This is a genomic window from Dolosigranulum pigrum ATCC 51524 (assembly GCF_000245815.1).
Classification (GTDB): Bacteria; Bacillota; Bacilli; order Lactobacillales; family Carnobacteriaceae_A; genus Dolosigranulum; species Dolosigranulum pigrum.
The window spans coordinates 1064815-1085491 of record NZ_JH601103.1 but is presented as its reverse complement, the minus strand read 5'-3'; the positions used below and the strand labels follow the sequence as shown (position 1 = coordinate 1085491).

Here is a 20677-nt window from a genome sequence, read left to right as displayed (position 1 = left end):
TTACTGATCATTTATGAAACAATACATTAATTTTATGTTTCAATAGTTATTAGATATTTATAGACGAGTAGCTGCTTCTAGCGCAATAATCATCATATCCTCAAAGGTTGTTTGACGCTCTTCTGCTGTTGTTTGCTCACCTGTTATTAAGTGGTCACTGATGGTTAACATAGCGAGAGCTTTTTTATTATGTTTAGCTGCTACAGAGTATATACCAGCAGCTTCCATCTCAACAGCTAACACACCATAATCAGCTAACTTCTGAGAATCAATTTCGTCATTGTAGAATCGGTCAGCAGACAAGACATTTCCGACACGAATATTCATTTCTTTTTCTGTACCAATGTCATATGCCGTTCTTAATAAGTCAAAGTTCGCTAATGGAGCATAATCTACTTGACCACCAAAAATATTGCGGTGTAAGCTAGAGTCTGTTGTGGCTCCTTGTGCTAATACCACATCACGAATTTGGATGTCTTCTTTCATTCCACCAGCAGAACCAACACGGATTAAGACCTCAACATCATACTCTGTAATCAACTCTTCCGCATAAATCATTGCACTTGGCATACCCATGCCTGTTCCTTGGACAGAAACACGGACACCTTTGTATGTCCCTGTGAAGCCAAACATATTACGCACGTCATTGTATTGCTCAACATCTTCTAGGAATGTCTCAGCAATATATTTTGCTCGCAATGGGTCTCCTGGTAATAAGACAATTTTTGCGATATCCCCTTTTTTAGCATTAATGTGTGGTGTTGACATAGTAAATCTCCCTTTCTTATTGTGTTTGTTTTTTATCCATATAGCGTTGCCATGCTTCATCGAAAAGTGTCATACTCTCAACATAATCAACATGCGTTTCTAAATAACGACTTATTTCGTCATAATCGGTGGATGTTTTGGGAAACATCCCATCTGCTGCAATAGATCGAGCAAGTTTCGACAAAGCTGTAGGTGTTACGGTGTTGCGTTCGGTTAAAATATAATGATAAAACGATTCTCTCACCCTATCATCTACCTCCTCCAGTATATCATTGAAGACCATCTTTAGGCAAATAAACCGACAGCTCCAATTGATCAGCCGGTAAATCAATGACTTCAGCTCCGAATGAAATCCCATTATCAAGCGTTAGTTCAGTTAAGTTCACACCGATATAATTCGCTTCTGCATTGATAGCAATAAAGTCAGGAAATGTATCACGCGTTGATAAAATCGTCAAAATAAGTTCCCGCGGCAATTCAAAATTGCTCACTGTAATCGATTCAATATTTAGCTGGATATTGCCATTATCGAGTACTTCTGGAGTTGTCTGCATCTCGAACGGATACGTCATTCCTAAGTACGATACATTCCCTGCCACATAGAGACCATCTTCTTGCAGATTAATATCATAATGGAAATTCTCATCCTGATTCATCTGAGCTAAATATTGATCAATAAAGTGTTCAGCATTCTCACGCGTCGCCTCCACCTTGATATGAGCAACTTCGCCTGCCTGTTCTCGTGACGCTTGATTAATCGACGTCGAATCTGCTGACACAAAAAAAGCTACATAAATATACAGCCCCACAATGAGAGCAAAAATCGTCAAGCAAATATATTTCCAAATATTGAATGATTTTTTCTGTCGTTTTCGTCGACTCATTTTCGTCCTCCTTCCTAAAACAAGTCAAAACATATTATTTTAAGTGAAAAAACGCCACTACACATAGTGGCGTTTTTTCACTCAGTTATGATTAGTCATTAAAAGCATCTTTAACTGCGTTTTTTGCCCCTTCAAAAGCATCTTCAGCTTTTTCTTTCAAGTCTTTCGCTGTATCTTTTGCTTTAGAAGCAGCTTGTTGTGCTTTACCTTCTAATTCTTTCCCTTTATCGTCAGTCGCTTTCCCTTTAACTTCTTTAGCTTTTCCTTTTACATCATCGCTTAATGGCATATGAATCATCCTTTCATTGTTATATTAGAATTATAAGTCAATTAATCCCCTCAATCAACTCAAATCATTTGAAAAAAATATGATTTATCCTTAATTCTCTGAACGGGCGGCAATCACTTCAATCTCAACAGCACCACCTAAGGGTAAGGCTGCCACTTGGAAGGCACTGCGAGCTGGGAACGGTTCACTGAATTGCGCTGCATAAATGTCATTCACGACTGCGTAATCAGCCAGATCAGCTAAATAAACGGTCACTTTCACCACATCAGCTAATGTTAAATTAGCTTCAGCTAAAACATAACTGATATTTTGGAAGGCTTGCTTCGTCTGCGCTTCAATGCCCTCGACTAACTCTCCTGTCTGACGGTCAATTCCTAGTTGTCCTGATAAAAATACAAAATCACCATTGACAATCGCTTGTGAGTAGGGTCCCACTGCGGCTGGCGCTTTCACTGATTCTAATGATTTCATCCAATCAACCTTTCTTTTTTTATGATATATATAGTATAGCACGTTTAGGTGGCACTTGTGCAGTCGGAGCTATTGATTCTAATCCATCTGCCGTAAATTGATGGGCAAAGCTTTCTAACTCGCTAAATATCACATCTTGTTCCACATCAGTCGGGTTCAGCACCAATAATACCCATTCTTCGGCATTCTGATAACGTAAAACACCTAGACAATCGCCTAAAGCAAATGGTACAAATTCCCCTTCAGATAATGCCGATAAATTAGTACGGCGGTGCGCCCACTCTCTCACTTCATCACGAAGACTGATATCTTCTCTGCCCCAAGGATACGGACGACGATTATCTGGATCTTCTTCCCCAGATAGTCCAACTTCATCTCCATAATAAATCGTTGGCACACCAGGTAAGACAAACATTAAGCTGAATGCTAATTTAACTAGCTCCGTTACTTCGCCCAAAGCAGTCTTAATACGCACGGAATCATGAGTACTAATATTATTCAAGTTACTATGGAGCATCGCTGACGGATAATTTTCCTTCAGATTCATCAACGCCTTCACAGTACTATGCGCCGATAATTCACTAGTTAAAAAGGCAATAATAATATCTGTAAACGGATAATTCATCACCCCATGTAACATATTCCCAAGTATATATTCGCGACGTTTACCATAAGCAATCTTGTTCGTCGCATCTTCCCAAACTTCTCCAATTAAAACGGGCTGATCAAGTGCACTCTCTTCCAAAGCTTGACGCAATCCAGCCAAAAACTGATCTGACAATTCATCTGCCACATCGATGCGCCAACCGCCTAAGCCCATCCGTGACCAAGTACGAACCACACTCTCGGCTCCTTCAAAAATAAACTCACGCACAGATGGTAAATCCGAATTCAACGTTGGCAAGTCCTTAATCCCCCACCAACTTTCGAATTCATCCGGATGTTGCGAAAAGTCATACCACTCATAATACGGGCTCTCGGTCGATTGATAGGCCCCCACGGTCTCATATGTCCCTTCTCCATTAAAGTAGCGACTGTCGAAACCGGTATGATTAAACACACCATCCAAAATAATTTTCATCCCAAACTCATCCGCATGATCAATTAACTGTTGAAATGTCTCTTCATCGCCAAACATTGGATCAATTTTTAAAAAATCTGCTGTATCATACTTATGATTACTTCGTGCTTCAAAAATAGGACTTAAATACAAGATGGTCACACCTAATTCCTGTAAGTAGGGTAATTTTTTAATAATCCCTAGCAGATTACCTCCATAAAAATCCCATCGCACAATTTCGCCGGCTTCATTCTTTATATAATGAGGCCGTTCTGCTCCTTCAGTGTAAATAACGGCATCGCGCTTAGGTGATAAAATGCGTCCATCATCAGTCCCATTAAAGAACCGATCGACAAAAATATGATACACTACCCCTTGGCGGAACCAGTCTGGTGCTAAATCGTCTCGCTCAACTGCAGTTATCTGATACTTCCTTACCTCTTCGTTTAGTACATATAACTGACCAACACCACCCAATTCATCCGCATGATTACCTAAAAAGAACTGATGATCTTGCCCGTCCAAAGTGACTTCAAGCCGAAATGAATAAAAATATAATCCTGCTCCTTGATTTAATTGATAGCTTCTAGAAAATTGCTCTTCCGATTGCGTTAACTTCACTTCTTCATAGGTACCATAATCTTTATGTACTTGTAAATAAATCGCCCGAACACCTGGATGCGTTCGATATACGGTAAAATTAATTGTCTCCCCCGCTTGACTCGCTCCAAACGGTTGCTTGCACGATTGATCCCATGAATTGTAATAAACTAACTCCATTCCCTCTGTCATATGATTCCTTTCTTGTAACATCTATCCCATAATGAAAAGCGGAAAGACTACTCCTTCCGCCTCTCGATTTCATCTATTTTTATGCATTAAATCGGTTGATCAAAAGAGACCACTTGATCTTTTTTCGCTTTGTGAACAGGTCGTGCATTCCAAATATCAGTCGCATAACGAGCTACAGCAAAGTCACTGGAGAATGGACCGGCACTGGCAATATTCAGCAGTGATTTACGGTTCCATTCTGTTTTATTTTGATATAATTTGTCAACATCCTCTTGAACGTGAACAAAGCTATCAAAATCTTTCAAGCAGTAATATTCATCCCCATGTACTAAGAACGCGTCATAAATATCACGTCCTTCGTGAGTCACATTTGGAATCGTGCCATCAACTAAAGCATTAATAGCGCGCTGTAGACGTGGATTGGTCTCATAAAATTCACGTGGGTTATAGCCACCACTCCAATTCATATCACGAACTTCTTCGCGGTCCATTCCGAAGATATAGATATTGTCTTCACCGACATAATCATGAATTTCAACGTTAGCACCATCCATTGTTCCGACTGTAATCGCGCCATTCAGCATCATCTTCATGTTCCCTGTTCCACTCGCTTCTTTTCCAGCGAGTGAAATTTGCTCACTAATCTCAGCAGCTGGAATAATATATTCAGCTTTGGAAACATTGTAGTTCTCGATGAAGACAATTTGAAGCTTGTCATTAACCTCATCATCATGATTAATCAAGTTAGCCAATTCATTAATCACTTTAATGACTTGCTTAGCGAAGCGATAACCGGGTGCTGCTTTAGCTCCAAAGATAAACACGCGAGGTTGAATATCGGTCTCGCCATCCACTTTAATGCGTAAGTAACGATCAATAATATGCAAGAGTTGTAGTTGTTGACGCTTGTAGGCGTGAAGTCGTTTAATCATCACATCAAAGATAGCATCCGTATTAATCTCTAACCCTTGTTGTTCTTTCACATATTTAGCTAGGCGTTTTTTATTGGCTAACTTCACTTTTTCTAACTCTTTTAAAGTTTGTTTATTTGTTTCTTGCCCTTTAAAGATTTTCAGTTCAGAAGGGTTGGTTTTCCATTCATTACCAATTTTTTTCGTAATAAGCTCAGTCAGGCCTGGATTGCATAAGTGCAAGAAGCGACGTTGGGTAATTCCATTTGTTTTATTATTGAAGCGGTGCGGGAACATTTCATAAAACTGTTTCAAACTATCATCTTTTAAGATTTCAGTGTGTAAGCTTGCTACACCATTTGTGCTGTGTGAACCGATTATCGCCAAGTGTGCCATATGAATTTGGCCATCTTTAATGATTTGAGTGGCATATGTCAAGGAACGACCGTAAAGAGGGAGTTGTTCTTGAACATGGCGACGATTAATTTCTTCAATAATTTGGTACATTCGTGGCAAGAGTTCTTTAAACATGCCAATTTCCCAGGTTTCCATCGCTTCGCTTAGGATAGTATGGTTGGTATAAGCTACTGTGTTAACCGTAATCTCCCACGCCCGTTCCCAAGATAACTTCTCTTCATCAAGTAAAATACGCATCAATTCGGGAATAACTAATGCAGGGTGTGTATCATTGATTTGAATCGCGATTTTATCTGGAATTTGTTTACGCGGTAAGTCGTATTTTTTGAACTGGCGAATAACACTTTGGACGCCTGCTGATACGAAGAAATATTCTTGTTTTAGGCGCAGACGCTTCCCTTCATATGTCGTATCATCCGGATAAAGATTTTCATTAATTTCTTTAATTTGCAAGCGAGAATGTTTATCCAACTTGCCTTCATCTTCGGGTGTCACTTCCGCTGACCATAAGCGTAAATTATTGGTGGTCGCTTCATTATAGCCAATTAACGCATTATCATACGGTACTGCTAAAATATCTAACGTATCTTCGTAGACAGGTTCTAAGCCACCAATCCCGTCTTCACGCATCCAGACATTTCCACCCATACGAACGGTTACGGCTGAGACATTGTTACGAATCTCCCATGGGTAGGGATCCTTCAACCAGTTATCTGGCAACTCAACTTGGTGACCATCGACAAATTTTTGCTTGAATAGTCCGTACTTGTAACGAATTCCATTTCCATGAACCGGCAAGCCGAGCGCTGCTCCTGAATCTAAGTAACAAGAAGCTAAACGTCCTAAACCACCATTCCCAATTGCTGGTTCTGGCTCAATTTCAACAATCCGATCCAAGTCAAGATCTAATTCTTTCAACCCTTCTTTTACCGTTTCAAGAATCCCTAAGTTATAAGCATTCTTCAGTAAGAATTTCCCAGGTAAGAACTCGATCGAGAAGTAATACACTTGCTTGCGGCGATTATCAATATAATTATCGCGCATATTTTTCCAGCCCTTAGAGGCATAGCTTCTGATCAAAGTTCCAAGAGCATAGTACAGTTGCTCATCAGTTCCAGTTGTATACTCATTTGAATATTTATTAAAGTAACGTTCCTTAAAATCTTTTACAAATTGTTTCGTCGTTAATTCCATTCATGTTCCCCTTTTATACGTTATTTGCACTCCTATTTTAAAAACATCGTAATGATTTAATTATAGATTAAACTTTAAAAACTGCAAGCCTTAATAAGCAATTGATTGATATAAATTAATATATTTTTGAGTTGATTGTTGCCAACTAAAATCAGTTTGCATCGCTTGTTTTTGAATAGTTTGCCAATTGTCATAATGATTGTAGTATACACCTATTGCATCATCTAATGTATTTAATAACACCCACCAATCAAAATGATTGAAACTAAAACCGGTCCCCGTGATGTCATATTTGTTGTATGGAGCAACTGTATCTTTTAAGCCCCCGATTTCATGTACAAGTGGTAATGTGCCATAGCGCATACTAATCATCTGTGATAAGCCGCATGGTTCGAACGCGCTCGGCATAAGGAATAAATCAGCGCCGGCATAAATTTCTTGTGCTAATTTAACATCAAAATCAATAATGGCCCGCACCTGTCCATCATATGCCCAATCAAAATACTTAAAGCTATCTTCAATCGACTTCTCACCGGTTCCCAATAAAATAATTTGGACCCGACGATTGGTTAAAGCATCCATAATTATCTCAACTAAACGAAACCCTTTTTGTTCTGTTAATCGACTCACCATCCCGATTAATATAACCTCTTCATCAACTGGCAAACCTACTTTTTCTTGCAAATATGTTTTATTTTTTACTTTCTGATTGATAGTATCGACATCATAATTGTGTTGAATTGTGGTATCTGTAGCTGGATCATTCACTGCATAATCAATTCCATTCAAGATACCACTCAACTTGTAATCCACATCACGTAGCACCCCATCCAAGCCATGACCAAATTCGGGCGTCTTAATTTCTTCTGCATACGTTGGACTCACTGTCGTTACACGGTCAGCATAGTAAATCCCACCTTTTAAGATATTGACAGCATCATAATGCTTAGCACCACTATCCATATAAATATTATAGCCAATTCCATACCAATCACTTAAAATCGACTCCCCAAATTCACCCTGATATTTCAAGTTATGAATCGATAAGACTGTTTTAATATCCGCATATGCGTCGATCCAGTGATACTTATCACGTAATAAGAAGGTAACTGCTGCGGTATGCCAATCATTCGCATGCAGCACATCTGGAATAAAATCAATCTTCTCCATCATCTCCAAAACAGCTAGTGAAAAGAAAGCATATCGCTCACCATCATCTTCGTACCCATAAACCGCATCACGGTTAAAGTATCCTAGATTATCTACAAAATAATAGGTCACATCATCTAAGACGAGCTGTTTTACGCCACAATACTGTCGACGCCAACCGACATCCACTGTAAATTCAGTTACTAACTCTAATTGTTGGGCATATTTTTCTGGCATAACACCATGATTCGGGAGAACCACACGAATATCAACTCCCTGTTTTTTTAACTCTTTTGGTAGCGAACCTGCCACATCTCCTAATCCACCCGACTTGAAGAATGGAGCAGCTTCTGCTGAAGCAAATAATACTTTCATCACTTACACTCCTAACGTCTCTGCCACATTAGCTGTCACGTGCATCCCTTTCTGAACAATAATAGGGTTATCTGCCGTGCCTTCTAAAGTAATATTATCATCAATAGTCACATCTTTATCTAAGACAACATGTTTCAGGTGTACATGTTTTCCAATGTCGCTACCACTATTAATGATTGATTCTGAAACCGTAGATCCTTCTCCAATAGTTACTTTTCTGAATAAAACTGATCGTGTGACATCCCCATAAATATTACCACCACTTGCAGTGAGTGAAGCTGTTACATTGGCTTCTTTTCCATAATATGTGGGTGCTGAGTGGTGGATGCGAGTAATAACAGGACTGTTACGATAAAATAGTGAATTGAATTTTGCTTCTTCTAGCATGTCCATATTCGCCTGATAGTAATCCTTAATGGTCTCAATAGATTTCAAGTACCCAGTATATTCGAAGCTTGCAATTTCAATCGTCTCTACAAAGGCATATTGCATAAGTTCATCAGCATCAATTGTCAGATCATGTTCTTCTGCATAATTAATAAAGTCCTTAAACAAGCTTTTATCGACTAGAACCATTTTTAAGTTAGCAGCTACTGTCGTCTCATTCTCAGTCTTAATCTTTTCGATACCAGATACAAACTCATCTTCTGAAAATTGTAAAGCAGTCACCGCTGTATTTTGGGGTAATTCATTGCGCTTCAACCGTTTGAAGACAGCTGAAATTTTTGCTTTATTTTCTTTATGCGATTGGAATAGGGCGTTCAAGTTAACATTAAATAACAGCCCGCCTCCTGCAATTAACACCTGCTCTGCTGATGTTTTATCAATATATTTGCGGTGATTTTGATAGTATTGCTGGTGATCCTCCCCGCTGAGTTCATCGTTTAGCTTCAAACGAACTTGTGAATGGGTAAATAACCCGCCACCAACATTAGAGTCTAATCCCCATTCTGATCCCGAACGTACATGGTCATATAAGGAATGACCACTGCCCGACAAAAAGAGAGCACCGGAGACAACTTCTGCATTATACATACTGGAGAAAATAAAGTCGACTAAGCGATAACGTCCGGCAATGGGTAACGTTGCAATCGGTCGATGCTGCGTCAAGGGTCTTAATTGCGTATCATCTTGAATATAATTTAATATAACTGCCATTTTATTCCGCATGAGGTAGTCCTCCTAATTCTTCTCCATAGCCAAGAACTGCAATTTCATCCAACGTTCCAATCACCGTCGCATCATCATATACCTTGGCATTCTCACCAATGATGGCATTATCAATCACAACATTTTCACCAATTATAACGTCCGGCATAATGAAACTATTGGTTACCGTACTGCCCGCCCCAATTTTTACGTTCGTTGAAATAATTGAATGATTCACATCCCCAGCAATATATGCACCATCAGCAACCAACGAATTAGTAACTGTTCCGGTTGGGGTGGTATATTGTGGCACAGTATTCGAAACACGTGTCAATACGCGCCAATTCGAACGTTTTTGGCGTAATTCATGAGCGGGATCGATCAATTCCATATTTGCTTTCCAAAGTGATTCGATAGTCCCCACATCTTTCCAGTAACCATTAAATGCATACGCGAACATATTCTCGCTATTGCTCAAGTAAGCTGGAATTACATGATGACCAAAATCAATCATTTCGCGATCTTTTGATTGATTATCAATTAAATATTTTCGCAATTTGTCCCATTTGAAGATATAAATTCCCATTGAAGCTAAATTGCTCTTAGGATGTTCTGGCTTTTCTTCGAATTCAATAATGCGATCTGTTGAATCTGTATTCATAATTCCAAAACGAGATGCTTCCTCCCAGTCAACCGGAATAACGCCTACTGTCAAGTCAGAGTTCTTCGCTTGGTGGAAGTCTAACATTTCCGAGTAATCCATTTGATAAATATGATCCCCCGATAAAATCAATACATTTTCCGGATTAACTCGATCAATATAATCAATATTTTGATAAATCGCATGCGCGGTCCCTTCGAACCATTTTTTCCCTTCTGTACTTGAATAAGGCTGTAAGACGGTTGCTCCTCCACTGTGACGGTTAAATCCCCAAGGTTCGCCACCACCCACATGTTCATTTAAAATTTGAGGTTGATATTGAGTAATGACTCCGACATTTTTAATTCCTGAGTTTGTACAGTTACTTAATGCATAATCAATAATGCGGTATTTTCCACCAAAAGGAACGGCTGGTTTGGCAATGTGATTGGTTAATTTACCTAACCGTGATCCTTTCCCTCCGGCTAATACCATTGCAACTACTTCTGTTTTCATAGGCTGTTGGAAAGACTTAATTAATCTTTCCTGCCTCCTTTCTTATTAATAGAACGTTTATTAACGCCTTTAATGCGTTTTGGGCGAATAATTAAGACACTTAATGCAGGTAATATCACATCAATTGAATAAGGTTGATTATTAGCTTCTTTATTCAGTGTTTTCATTGGTGGTTGCGGCACACTCCACTTACCACCAAACTCTGCCATTTCTGTATTTAAAATCACTTCGTATATTCCTTCATACGGCACGCCTACACGATATTGTTGATGTTCATGTGGCTTAAAGTTGCAGACAATCACTAAGAAATCACGTGGATTCTTTCCTTGACGTATATAACTTAAGGTCGCATGCTTACGGTCATCTGCTTCTAATACCACCAAACCATCCCAGCTATGATCAATTTCCCAAAGAGATCGGTGATTGCGATACAATGTGTTCAGTGTTTTCATAAAGTGTTTATGCTTAATATTAACGGGGTCTGTCAAGTTCAACCAGTCCAGCTGATCTTCTGCATCCCACTCTAGGAACTGACCATATTCCGCTCCCATAAAATGTAAATTTTTACCTGGATGAGTCATCCGGAAAGTTTCAATTGTTCGCAGTCCCGCAAATTGGTTATACCGATCGCCGAACATCTTATGCATCAATGATTTTTTCCCGTGAACAACTTCATCATGTGAGAATGGCAAAATAAAATTCTCATTGAAGACGTACATAAAGCTAAATGTAATCAACTCCAAATGATACTTGCGAAACTCTGGATCCATCTCGAAAAATTTTAACGTATCATTCATCCAACCCATATTCCATTTGTAATTAAATCCTAGTCCACCTTCATGTACCGGTGCAGTCACACCTGGATAAGCGGTACTTTCTTCAGCCATCATCAGAACATCACTATATTCGTTAAAAATAACTCGGTTCATCTTTTGAATAAAGGCAACACCTTGTCTATTTTCATTCGTTCCATCTTCATTCGGTGTCCATGGCCCATCATCATAATCCAAATACAGCATATTACTTACCGCATCTACACGAATGCCATCTAAATGAAATATATCTAACCAAAATAACGCATTGGATATTAGAAAACTATGAACTTGGGGTTTGCCTAAGTCAAAGTTAAGCGTACCCCATCGATTATTATTCGCCCGATCAGGATCAGCATATTCGAATTGGGGCGTCCCATCGAAGTAAGCCATCGCATAATCATTCCGGTTAAAATGACTGGGTACCCAATCAACTAAAACCCCTATATTCTGTTGATGGCAAGCCTCTACAAAATCTTGGAAATCTTCCATCGTGCCATATTTAGAAGAAAAACCGAAAAATCCTGTAATCTGATATCCCCATGAACGGTCAAGAGGGTGTTCCATCACTGGCATGAATTCAATGTGCGTATAGCCCATCTCCTTTACATATGGGATCAATTCAGCTTGTAAATCTTTTAGTGAGTACCACGACCCATCTTCATGGTGCTTCCACGAACTCAAATGCACTTCATAAATATTCAACGGCCGTTCGTAAATTTTTAAGCGCTTACGATTTGCCATCCAAATATTGTCCGACCAAGTCTTCTCTGGTAAAACTTTAACTACCGAAGCATCTTTCGGCCGGACTTCATAGGCAAATGCAAACGGATCCGACTTCAATTTCACCGTTCCATCTGCTTGTGTAATTTTGAATTTATAACAATCATTTTCCTGAGCTGTTGGAAAAAAACCTGTCCAAAAACCCGTATTCTCAATTAATTTTAACGCTTGACCGGATTCCCAATCAGTAAAATCACTGACCACCGACACGTGCTGAGCATTCGGTGCCCATGTTGTTAGTCTGAATCCCTTAACATCTTCTCTTGTCTCTCTATGACAACCTAATGCATGATAACAACGAAAATGTTGCCCAGAATTAAACAAATAGGCATCCTTTTTCAATTGCTCGTCAATAACTCTCTCATCATACATTAACGTCCCCCCTTTAAACACCCTTTATATAAAAAATATTTAGAAAACGATTCCTTTTTATCATTATATCACATTTCTAAATATTGTCACATTATTTTATTGAAATGAGAAAATTTATTTTTTAGTTTTCATTTTATTTTATGTGGTTGAGTTAAATTGAGTATAGCCTCCTTCAAGGCTGTAAACATCTTCGAACCCATTATTGATTAATAATTCCATCACTCTTTTAGAACTATTTCCTCTATAACAATACAATATAATTTTTTTATCTCGCGGTAACTGATCGATATGGTCTTTGATTGCAGCTTGAGGTATATTCATGGCCCCACTGATACAACCTTCTTTATAATCATTCGCACGTCTCACATCAATAATCATTAAATCTTGTTCTACTTGTTGCATTTGTTTAAGTTTTTCTGGTGTTATAATCTGTCCCATCTGTATCCCTCCATACGTTCATTGTAACAAAAACCCTTACAAAAGTCTTGTTATAAAAATGCACTCATTGTCTTTTCACAAGAATGAGATATAATGAATGATATAGAAAGGAGTTTAATATGTTATCAATTATAAAAGAACAACTCCAAGAGTATATCCCTTCAATCATAGGGGTTAAGCAGTCCTATGCAGTCTTGCTTCCACTCATTGAGGTTAATGGCGAACTACATATTCTCTATGAAGTACGCGCTAGTCATATTTCTCAACCTGGTGATGTTGCTTTCCCTGGCGGTAAGATTGAGCTAGGTGAAACAAGTGCTGAGGCAGCAATTCGAGAAACAGAAGAAGAACTCGGAATTTCTTCTCATAATATTCAACTATTGGGAGAAATGGACCAAATTATAAGCGGATCTCATCTGATTCAATGTTTTGTCGGCAAAATCTCACTAACAGAAGAACAAGATTACACTTTAAATGAAGAAGTGGCCCGTATCTTCACCCAACCATTACATTATTTTCAAACACATCCACCACAATATCATGAATTAGTCATGGCACCAACCTTAGAGGATGATTTCCCTTATCATCTGATTCAAGGGGGTAAAGACTATTCATTCCGCAAACATACACGCCGTATCCCTTTCTATCAACTTGATGAACACCAAACTGTACTCTGGGGCTTTACTGCTGAGTTAACTCAGCGCTTCATCGAACTAGTGACCTAACTATTAAGATCATGAAAAAACCAAGAGCTTCTGAAATCACTTTTCAGTCACTCTTGGTTTTTTATAGTTATAAATCAGATGATGTTTCTGCCTGACCTAAATAATACGTTATAAAAAATGCTAGAATCCCCAATATCAAGCCACTAAGTAAAAATAGCATAGCTGATGGGCGTGATAAATCATTTAATGCGGTCGTGTTGAGTATAATAGCTATCGGCGAGGCAATGACTAACCCTAAAATAGCACTGTAAGTCAAACTGGCATAATGATGAAAAAGATATTCAATCAATTTACTAATGAGTGCTCCTCCAAGTAAGACGCCAATCCCAAATGGTACTAACAATACCAGACCATTCATTATATTTGCCATATCGACATGACGAACTGCTTCAAAAAAAGAACGCAATGTATTAATTAGACCGTAATAATAACCAATAATCATCAATACTAACGAGCCGCTGATACCGGGAATTACCATCGTAGCTGAAGCAATCATTCCAATCAACAACATCACTACCATATTCATGCCAGATACCTCAATAGCACTTAATGTGTCTCCAGATTCTTGCACTAGCGACATCACAACAATAATAGCAAAAAACAAACAAAAAACAAGCCAATGTTGCCCTCTTATCGACTCATTTTTCTCACGCAAAGCATGGCGAAATGAATGGAATAAAATAGGCACTCCCCCCAAAATAAGTCCCACAAAAGTAAGTGCTGTTGGTAAAGTATACTGGGTTAACAATAATGTAATTAAATAAGAAAATAAAATAACACCCGCCGCAGCTCCAACTACAATAGGTGTCAGAAACTGAATACTCTTTTTCCATTCTTTGACTAAATGAGTAATCGAGGCAATTAAATCATCATAGATTCCTAACGAAACAGCCATTGTCCCTCCACTCACTCCAGGAATAATATTAGCCACACCAATAAACATTCCTTTGATAATTAATAATACCGTTGTCATATGACTTCCTCCTTCTTTCATCCTAGAATAGTTTACGCTAAATGATCCATTTCAGCAAGATATTGAGAAAATTCTTTAAAAAAATTTCAGAATCTTTTAAAATAAGAGTATAGCATAAATAGGAGGCTCTCTAATGAAATTATCTATTTTACGTATTATTGATGTTGAAGACCATACTAGCCAGGTCAGTAAAATTTACAATATCATGAATATTATTGTTATTTTACTCAGTACACTCCCACTCTTATTTAAAAACCAACCCACATGGCTAATACTGATCGATCGCATTGCTGTTAGCTTATTTATCATTGAATACGGTCTTCACCTATGGACGGCTGATCTAAAATTCTCAGAAAAATCTAAACTTACCGCACGACTCTATTACTTAATTACCCCTGCTGGATTAATTGACTTATTTTCGATTTTACCGTCGCTCACTATTTTAAATCATGGTTTCCGTCTGTTTAGAATTTATCGTCTTGTGCGCTCTTTTCGAATTTTTCGGATTTTTAAAATTTTTCGTCATTCAAGAAGCACTGATTTACTTATTAATACAGTGAAGCGTCAGAAAAAACCATTATCGTTTGTCTTTTGGTTGACAATTATTTATATTTTTATTTCATCCACAATTGTGTTCAATGCTGAACCAGAAACATTCCCTTCTTATATTGATGCACTTCATTGGGCAATTGGAGGTCTGACAACAGCTACTTATGGTGATGTTTTTCCAAAAACTATTGTTGGGCAAGTCCTATCTATGCTATCATATTTAGTGGGCGTTGTGATCATTGCACTACCATCCAGTATAATAACAGCTGGCTATATTGAAGAGCTTGAACGCCACAAAAAACAGCATAAAAACTATCGCCCATAATAGTAAAATAGCTATACAAACAATACATTACAGAAAAGGTGTTTTATGAGTAAACGTATTACAACAAATGATTTTTTTATGACCCTTCTAAATGGAGTTGCCATTGGATCTGTCGTCGTTTTAATTCCGAGTGCTTTCTTATCTGAATTGGTAAAAGCACTGCTTCCCTACTTCCCTGCCTTAGAACCTCTACTTCATGCAACATTATTATCTAATTCACTTATGGGGGTCGTTATTGGTATTGTGGTAGGATACAAATTCAACTTCACTCCAGTTGAATATATTTCAATCGGATTAGCGACTCAGTTTGCTTCAGGGGCAGTTATTTTTCAAGATAGTCAAATTATATTGCAAGGTACCGGTGATATATTGAGTATGATGTTTACGAGTGCTATTGGAGCGGGCTTAATTTTTCTAATCCGTGATAAAGTCAAGACCTTTAGTTTATTAGTTATTCCGGTATTGGAAATCGGCATAGTGAGCATGATAGGTTATCTAGCACTGCCTCATATCTTAAAAATCACCTCGCTTGTTGGGCTCTTAACGGAAAAATTATTAACGATGCAGCCTTTATTAGTAGCCATTGCTTTATGTGTCTTATTTGCGTTCTTAATCTTATCGCCCATTACGACAGTTGGTTTAGCATTAGCTATTTCATTGTCTGGTGTGGGTAGTGGAGCAGCTAACTTAGGTATTACTGCAGCAGCAATTGGTTACAGTTTGATGGGCTGGCAGGTCAATAATACTGGCGTTAATTTAGCTATTATGCTGGGATCTCCTAAGATTGCTATGCCCGTTATTGCTCGCAATGTGAAGACCTTTATTCCTATCCTTTCCACATCAATTGTCCTTGGTGTACTGGCTTCAATATTCAATATCGTCGGTACGCCGATGAGTGCTGGATTTGGAATTAGTGGGTTTATTGGTCCACTTAACCATATTAATTTAACAGACGGTGGCTATAGTCTATACAATATCGTTGTTACGATAGGAGTCTTTATTATTGCTCCTTTTGCTTTAACATTGCTGTTCAAGTATCTCTTCACCCAAGTCATTCCAATTATCTCTGAAGAAGATTATAAAATCGATATTGAAACATAAAACGCCGTACTCATGCATGATAATAAGACGTCATAATTTTATTCAATTGATTATGATTACGAGGCCTTTACTGTGAAGTAAGGGCCTTTTTCGTCTGAGTACAATAAAAGAGAACCGCACTGTTGATGAGAGCAACTACCATCATCATCACAAATGCAGGCGTATAGGTCCCGGTAAAGTCATAAATAAAACCAATTGCAGAAATTGAGATAGAGCCGCCCATACTAATGGCAAATGAAATAATCGGATATAACGTCGTAAAATGATAATGACCGAAGAAACGTTTTGTCAGTAAGACAATGCAGACAGATGGAATAGCAAACACACCGCCAACTAATCCTGCTGCTACATATAACGCCATCTGTGATTCTTGATAGAAGAGTAGCAGAAACCCTGACGCTAAGATCAACAACAAGACACTGTACGTACTATATACCGACCCAATCTGATCACTAATGTAACCCATTAAAATTTTGAAGATAAAGCTTGTCATTAAAGTTATCGATAACATCGTTGCGCCAAATTCTGAAGTTAAGCCAATCGACATTGCAAAACCAGGAAAGTGTTGAGGCAAACTAATAAAAAGCGAAATTAATGTTGAAAATAAAATCATTAAGATCAAAAGAGACATTGAATAATCATCAGCGTCCCCACGACGTACAACATTGCGCTCCTTCTCTGACCTGTCAGAAGCGCCATACGGTAAATAACCACTCTCTCTCGGATCTAACGTATAAGGGGTTATCATTGCTGGCAAAGCCAAGAGAATAATGGTCAAGCCCATTAACTGATAACCTAAGCGCCAGCCACCTGCTTCGATCACGCGCGTGAAGATAGGTGAAAAAATTGCCCCGCCAATACTACTAAAACTCAGCATAATACTCATGGCTAATCCATTTTTTTCTTCGAACCATTCATTAATTATCACAGTAGCCGGCACCCAAGTCATCATACCTGCACCCATACCGCGTAGCAAACCAAATAAATTAAATAACCAAACATGACTAACTAAGCCAAGCATCATATTGGACAATCCCGCTACAAGTCCTCCGGTAATGATTAAATTTCGAAACTTAAATTTCTCCAATAATTTGCCTGAATACAGGGTCATTACGGCTTTAGCTATTAATGTGAGCGTATTATGCATCGCGACTGTCCCGCGGTACAGCGATAATTCTTCAGCAATTGGGGTGATAAATACCCCGCTTGAATGAACAGTAATCCCCACACCACTCATCGCTACTCCACAAAAAATAACTAATATTAGCCAATGCTTCCAACTTTTCTGTTTCATTTGCACACTAAAACTCCTCCAATTATCCTTGTACTCCCCATTATACAAGAAACTAGAGCAGTCTTAAATGAATATGACAAACCTCTCACATACATACAGCACCTCTACATGCTTTAGACAGATATTTATGAGTTGATTATTTATGTTGTCTTTATTACACTTAATAAGAGGTGAATTCATATGGACAATAAATATATTGCACTGCTTTTTTTAACTACAACACTCTTAGGTCTTATTGTCACTGCATTTGGTGATATGTTAAATGATCAAGTGCTGACTATTATTAACTATATCATGCTATTTTCAATTATTGCCTTTGTAATTTTTGGTGCTTACTTTATGTACCAAAAACTATTTGGCAAAAAAGATCGCAATAAACGCTATTAATCAATACTATTAGAGTGCAGGTTGACTAAAGTCGCTTACAATCTGTTCCATCTCCGACCAGGGAATTTGATTGGCCAACATTAAGCCTAACAGAACGCGTGCTTTCTCCCCTGCTAGATCCCCGGCAAACCAGGCACCACTGCGCTCTAAGTCTTTTCCTCCGCCATCACCATAGTACGGCTTTACTTCTCCCCGTAAGCACCGCGATGTAATGATAACAGGAATACCTGCTTCAGTTAGAGCTTTCACTTCCTTTTGAACAGTGATGTGCGCGTTACCTCGACCGAATGCTTCGATAACAACGCCTTTATAATCACGGCTCATTTTCCTAATGTCTACATCTGTCATTCCAATTCCTAATCGAATTAAAGCAACGGGAGCTATCTTCTTGGGAGATAGTTGAACAGATGGACTTGGTTGTCGTGCAATGATGACTTTCTCATTATCAACTCGTCCAATCGGTCCCCAGCCAGGTGAATCGAAGGCTTCTAAGGAGTTCGTATCAACTTTGATTACATCACGAGCTGCATAAATAAAGCCTGCAAATACAATAACTGCGCCGCATGACGCTAATTTCGGGGATTTAGCTGCGTAAATTGCATCGTGCATATTTTTGATCCCATCACTAAAGGAATATGATGGGTCAAACTGCGCCCCGGTCAAAATAACTGGCTTATTATAATTGTAGGTCATCAGTGATAAATAAAAAGCTGATTCTTCCATCGTATCTGTTCCATGGGTCACCACTACACCCGTAACCTCCGGATCTTCCAGCGCATCAATCACATCACTTGCTACTTTCAACATCAAATCATAATCAAAATTAGAACTATCTATTTTAACTGAATTCTTAACCGCAATATTTTTCTCAATCCCAAAATAAGTAATTAGCTCATCCCCACTCATGGTGGCTAACACGTCACCGTTCTCATCTGGTAAAGAGGCAATTGTTCCGCCTGTTGTAATAATTTTTACTAACTGTTCCATCCTGTCACCGCTTTCTATGTCGTCTTATTATATCAAAAATATCAACAGACCGCCATCAATTATAAAGCAATTTCGGTCACAACGAGTCATATATTCCACAATTTTCCTTCTACTCTTTCTACAATTTATGATACAATAATTACAATAATTAATTTTTTTAAAAGGAGCATGTCACTTGAATTATTTAAAGCAATCAAAATTATTTTACGGATTAGTGTTAGCCATTAGTATTGGGGTCATGATTTGGATCTATACGAATGTGAGCTATATATTTGAACCGCTACAAGCTTTAATTGGTAGTATTTTCGTCCCACTTATGATCGCACTCTTTTTGTATTACACTTTTTTGCCTATATATCACTGGCTGAACAAAAAAATCCCCTCTGAAAAAGGTGCACTGCTTGTACTACTACTTATTATTATCGGAGTAACAATTTTCTTCCTCTCAATTATTGTTCCAAACTTAATTAGTCAGATGGAATCTTTCATCCGAATGCTGCCACCAGTCATTAATAACGTGCTCAATCAGGTTGAAACACTGACGATTGATTTGAATGTCACGACATTAGATATCTATGAATATTTACAGCAACTGGATATTTCAATTACTAATGTTGCTACAAATGTTTTAAATACATTAAGTGCGAGCTTAACGTCTATCATCTCAGGAACGATTAGCTTCTTCGTTGTAGTTGCCACTTTTCCTTTATTCTTAATTTATATGTTCAAAGATGGCGACAAAATAGTCGATGGTGTGCTCACAATTATTCCAAAATCATACCAATCACTTACAAAAGATGTCCTAGCTGCAGCTCATACTAGCGCACGTCAATATATTGGTGGTCGTATTTTAATTATATTATTAGTGGCAATTGGTTCCTACCTTAGCTTCTTATTTATCGGCTTACCTAATGCTTTATTCCTAGGAATTATGTGTGGCTTATTCGATATCATTCCGTACTTCGGACCATGGATTGGCGCATTTCCTGCCTTTATCGTAGCTGCCGCCTACAGCTTACCAGCAATGATCTTAGTTGTTATCATGATTTTTATCTTACAGATGATTGAATCTTACATTATCACCCCATTTGTCATGGGAAACAACTTAGAATTACATCCCGTTACTGTTGTTATTTTGGTTTTATTCGCCAAAAATTTCATCGGAATCATTGGTATGATTTTAATATTACCAGTTTTTGCTATTGTAAAATCAATTATCCAAGTCGTTATCACATATCGACATACAATGAAACAATCAGATACCTCTGAACACAAAATAACATAGTAGCAGCTAAAAAACTCCATTCAATGCGTTA

20 protein-coding genes are annotated in these 20677 nt (G+C 38.2%); 5 read left to right on the top strand and 15 right to left on the bottom strand.

What is annotated here, in order from left to right; translation table 11 throughout:
- Window positions 1–57 precede the first annotated feature (57 nt).
- The 12 genes from deoD to HMPREF9703_RS04950 all read right to left on the bottom strand — a co-directional run bounded on the left by deoD (window position 58) and on the right by HMPREF9703_RS04950 (window position 13020).
- Window positions 58–768, bottom strand: coding sequence for a purine-nucleoside phosphorylase (deoD, locus tag HMPREF9703_RS05005; RefSeq protein WP_004636113.1), 711 nt, complete (start codon window positions 766–768; stop codon window positions 58–60).
- Window positions 769–784: 16 nt separating this feature from the next.
- Window positions 785–1012, bottom strand: coding sequence for a YozE family protein (locus tag HMPREF9703_RS05000; protein WP_004636111.1), 228 nt, complete (start codon window positions 1010–1012; stop codon window positions 785–787).
- 25 nt (window positions 1013–1037) lie between these two features.
- Complete coding sequence (locus HMPREF9703_RS04995; RefSeq protein ID WP_004636110.1) at window positions 1038–1652, bottom strand: YpmS family protein; 615 nt, start codon at window positions 1650–1652, stop codon at window positions 1038–1040.
- Window positions 1653–1743: 91 nt separating this feature from the next.
- Window positions 1744–1941, bottom strand: a complete 198-nt coding sequence (locus HMPREF9703_RS04990; RefSeq protein WP_004636108.1) for a CsbD family protein — start codon at window positions 1939–1941, stop codon at window positions 1744–1746.
- A 90-nt stretch (window positions 1942–2031) separates the two neighbouring features.
- A complete protein-coding gene (locus tag HMPREF9703_RS04985; protein WP_004636106.1) occupies window positions 2032–2412 on the bottom strand; it encodes a Rid family detoxifying hydrolase in 381 nt (126 codons plus the stop codon).
- 19 nt (window positions 2413–2431) lie between these two features.
- The gene (locus HMPREF9703_RS04980) at window positions 2432–4264 is read right to left on the bottom strand and encodes a glycoside hydrolase family 13 protein (RefSeq protein WP_004636104.1); all 1833 of its coding nucleotides are present in this window, start codon (window positions 4262–4264) and stop codon (window positions 2432–2434) included.
- Window positions 4265–4350: 86 nt separating this feature from the next.
- Entirely contained in the window at window positions 4351–6786 is a 2436-nt protein-coding gene (locus tag HMPREF9703_RS04975; protein WP_004636102.1) for a glycogen/starch/alpha-glucan phosphorylase, read from the bottom strand.
- A 90-nt stretch (window positions 6787–6876) separates the two neighbouring features.
- A complete protein-coding gene (gene glgA / locus HMPREF9703_RS04970; RefSeq protein ID WP_004636100.1) occupies window positions 6877–8310 on the bottom strand; it encodes a glycogen synthase GlgA in 1434 nt (477 codons plus the stop codon).
- Window positions 8311–8313: 3 nt separating this feature from the next.
- Entirely contained in the window at window positions 8314–9480 is a 1167-nt protein-coding gene (gene glgD, locus HMPREF9703_RS04965; protein ID WP_004636098.1) for a glucose-1-phosphate adenylyltransferase subunit GlgD, read from the bottom strand.
- Complete coding sequence (locus tag HMPREF9703_RS04960) at window positions 9470–10615, bottom strand: glucose-1-phosphate adenylyltransferase (RefSeq protein ID WP_004636094.1); 1146 nt, start codon at window positions 10613–10615, stop codon at window positions 9470–9472. The genes glgD and HMPREF9703_RS04960 overlap by 11 nt, the downstream gene beginning before the upstream one ends.
- A gap of 20 nt (window positions 10616–10635) precedes the next feature.
- Window positions 10636–12582: a 1,4-alpha-glucan branching protein GlgB gene (gene glgB, locus HMPREF9703_RS04955; RefSeq protein ID WP_004636092.1), complete on the bottom strand. Its 1947-nt coding sequence runs from the start codon at window positions 12580–12582 to the stop codon at window positions 10636–10638.
- 138 nt (window positions 12583–12720) lie between these two features.
- Complete coding sequence (locus tag HMPREF9703_RS04950; protein ID WP_004636090.1) at window positions 12721–13020, bottom strand: rhodanese-like domain-containing protein; 300 nt, start codon at window positions 13018–13020, stop codon at window positions 12721–12723.
- 119 nt (window positions 13021–13139) lie between these two features.
- Between HMPREF9703_RS04950 and HMPREF9703_RS04945 the strand changes: the two genes are divergently transcribed.
- On the top strand, window positions 13140–13745 hold the full coding sequence (locus tag HMPREF9703_RS04945) for an NUDIX hydrolase (RefSeq protein WP_004636087.1): 606 nt from the start codon (window positions 13140–13142) through the stop codon (window positions 13743–13745).
- 67 nt (window positions 13746–13812) lie between these two features.
- On the opposite strand, the gene HMPREF9703_RS04940 is transcribed toward HMPREF9703_RS04945, so the two are convergent.
- A complete protein-coding gene (locus HMPREF9703_RS04940) occupies window positions 13813–14718 on the bottom strand; it encodes a DUF368 domain-containing protein (RefSeq protein ID WP_004636086.1) in 906 nt (301 codons plus the stop codon).
- Between the two features lie 133 nt (window positions 14719–14851).
- Between HMPREF9703_RS04940 and HMPREF9703_RS04935 the strand changes: the two genes are divergently transcribed.
- A complete protein-coding gene (locus HMPREF9703_RS04935; protein ID WP_004636085.1) occupies window positions 14852–15592 on the top strand; it encodes an ion transporter in 741 nt (246 codons plus the stop codon).
- A 45-nt stretch (window positions 15593–15637) separates the two neighbouring features.
- Window positions 15638–16693, top strand: coding sequence for a PTS sugar transporter subunit IIC (locus HMPREF9703_RS04930; RefSeq protein WP_004636084.1), 1056 nt, complete (start codon window positions 15638–15640; stop codon window positions 16691–16693).
- A gap of 67 nt (window positions 16694–16760) precedes the next feature.
- On the opposite strand, the gene HMPREF9703_RS04925 is transcribed toward HMPREF9703_RS04930, so the two are convergent.
- Window positions 16761–17987, bottom strand: coding sequence for an MFS transporter (locus tag HMPREF9703_RS04925; protein ID WP_155800822.1), 1227 nt, complete (start codon window positions 17985–17987; stop codon window positions 16761–16763).
- A 180-nt stretch (window positions 17988–18167) separates the two neighbouring features.
- Between HMPREF9703_RS04925 and HMPREF9703_RS04920 the strand changes: the two genes are divergently transcribed.
- Window positions 18168–18374 (top strand): hypothetical protein, encoded by a 207-nt coding sequence (locus HMPREF9703_RS04920; protein ID WP_004636082.1) that lies wholly within the window; start codon window positions 18168–18170, stop codon window positions 18372–18374.
- A 9-nt stretch (window positions 18375–18383) separates the two neighbouring features.
- On the opposite strand, the gene HMPREF9703_RS04915 is transcribed toward HMPREF9703_RS04920, so the two are convergent.
- Window positions 18384–19361, bottom strand: coding sequence for an asparaginase (locus HMPREF9703_RS04915; RefSeq protein WP_004636081.1), 978 nt, complete (start codon window positions 19359–19361; stop codon window positions 18384–18386).
- Between the two features lie 175 nt (window positions 19362–19536).
- On the opposite strand from HMPREF9703_RS04915, the gene HMPREF9703_RS04910 reads away from it, so the two are divergent.
- Window positions 19537–20646, top strand: a complete 1110-nt coding sequence (locus HMPREF9703_RS04910; RefSeq protein WP_004636080.1) for an AI-2E family transporter — start codon at window positions 19537–19539, stop codon at window positions 20644–20646.
- The last annotated feature ends 31 nt before the right edge of the window (window positions 20647–20677 follow it).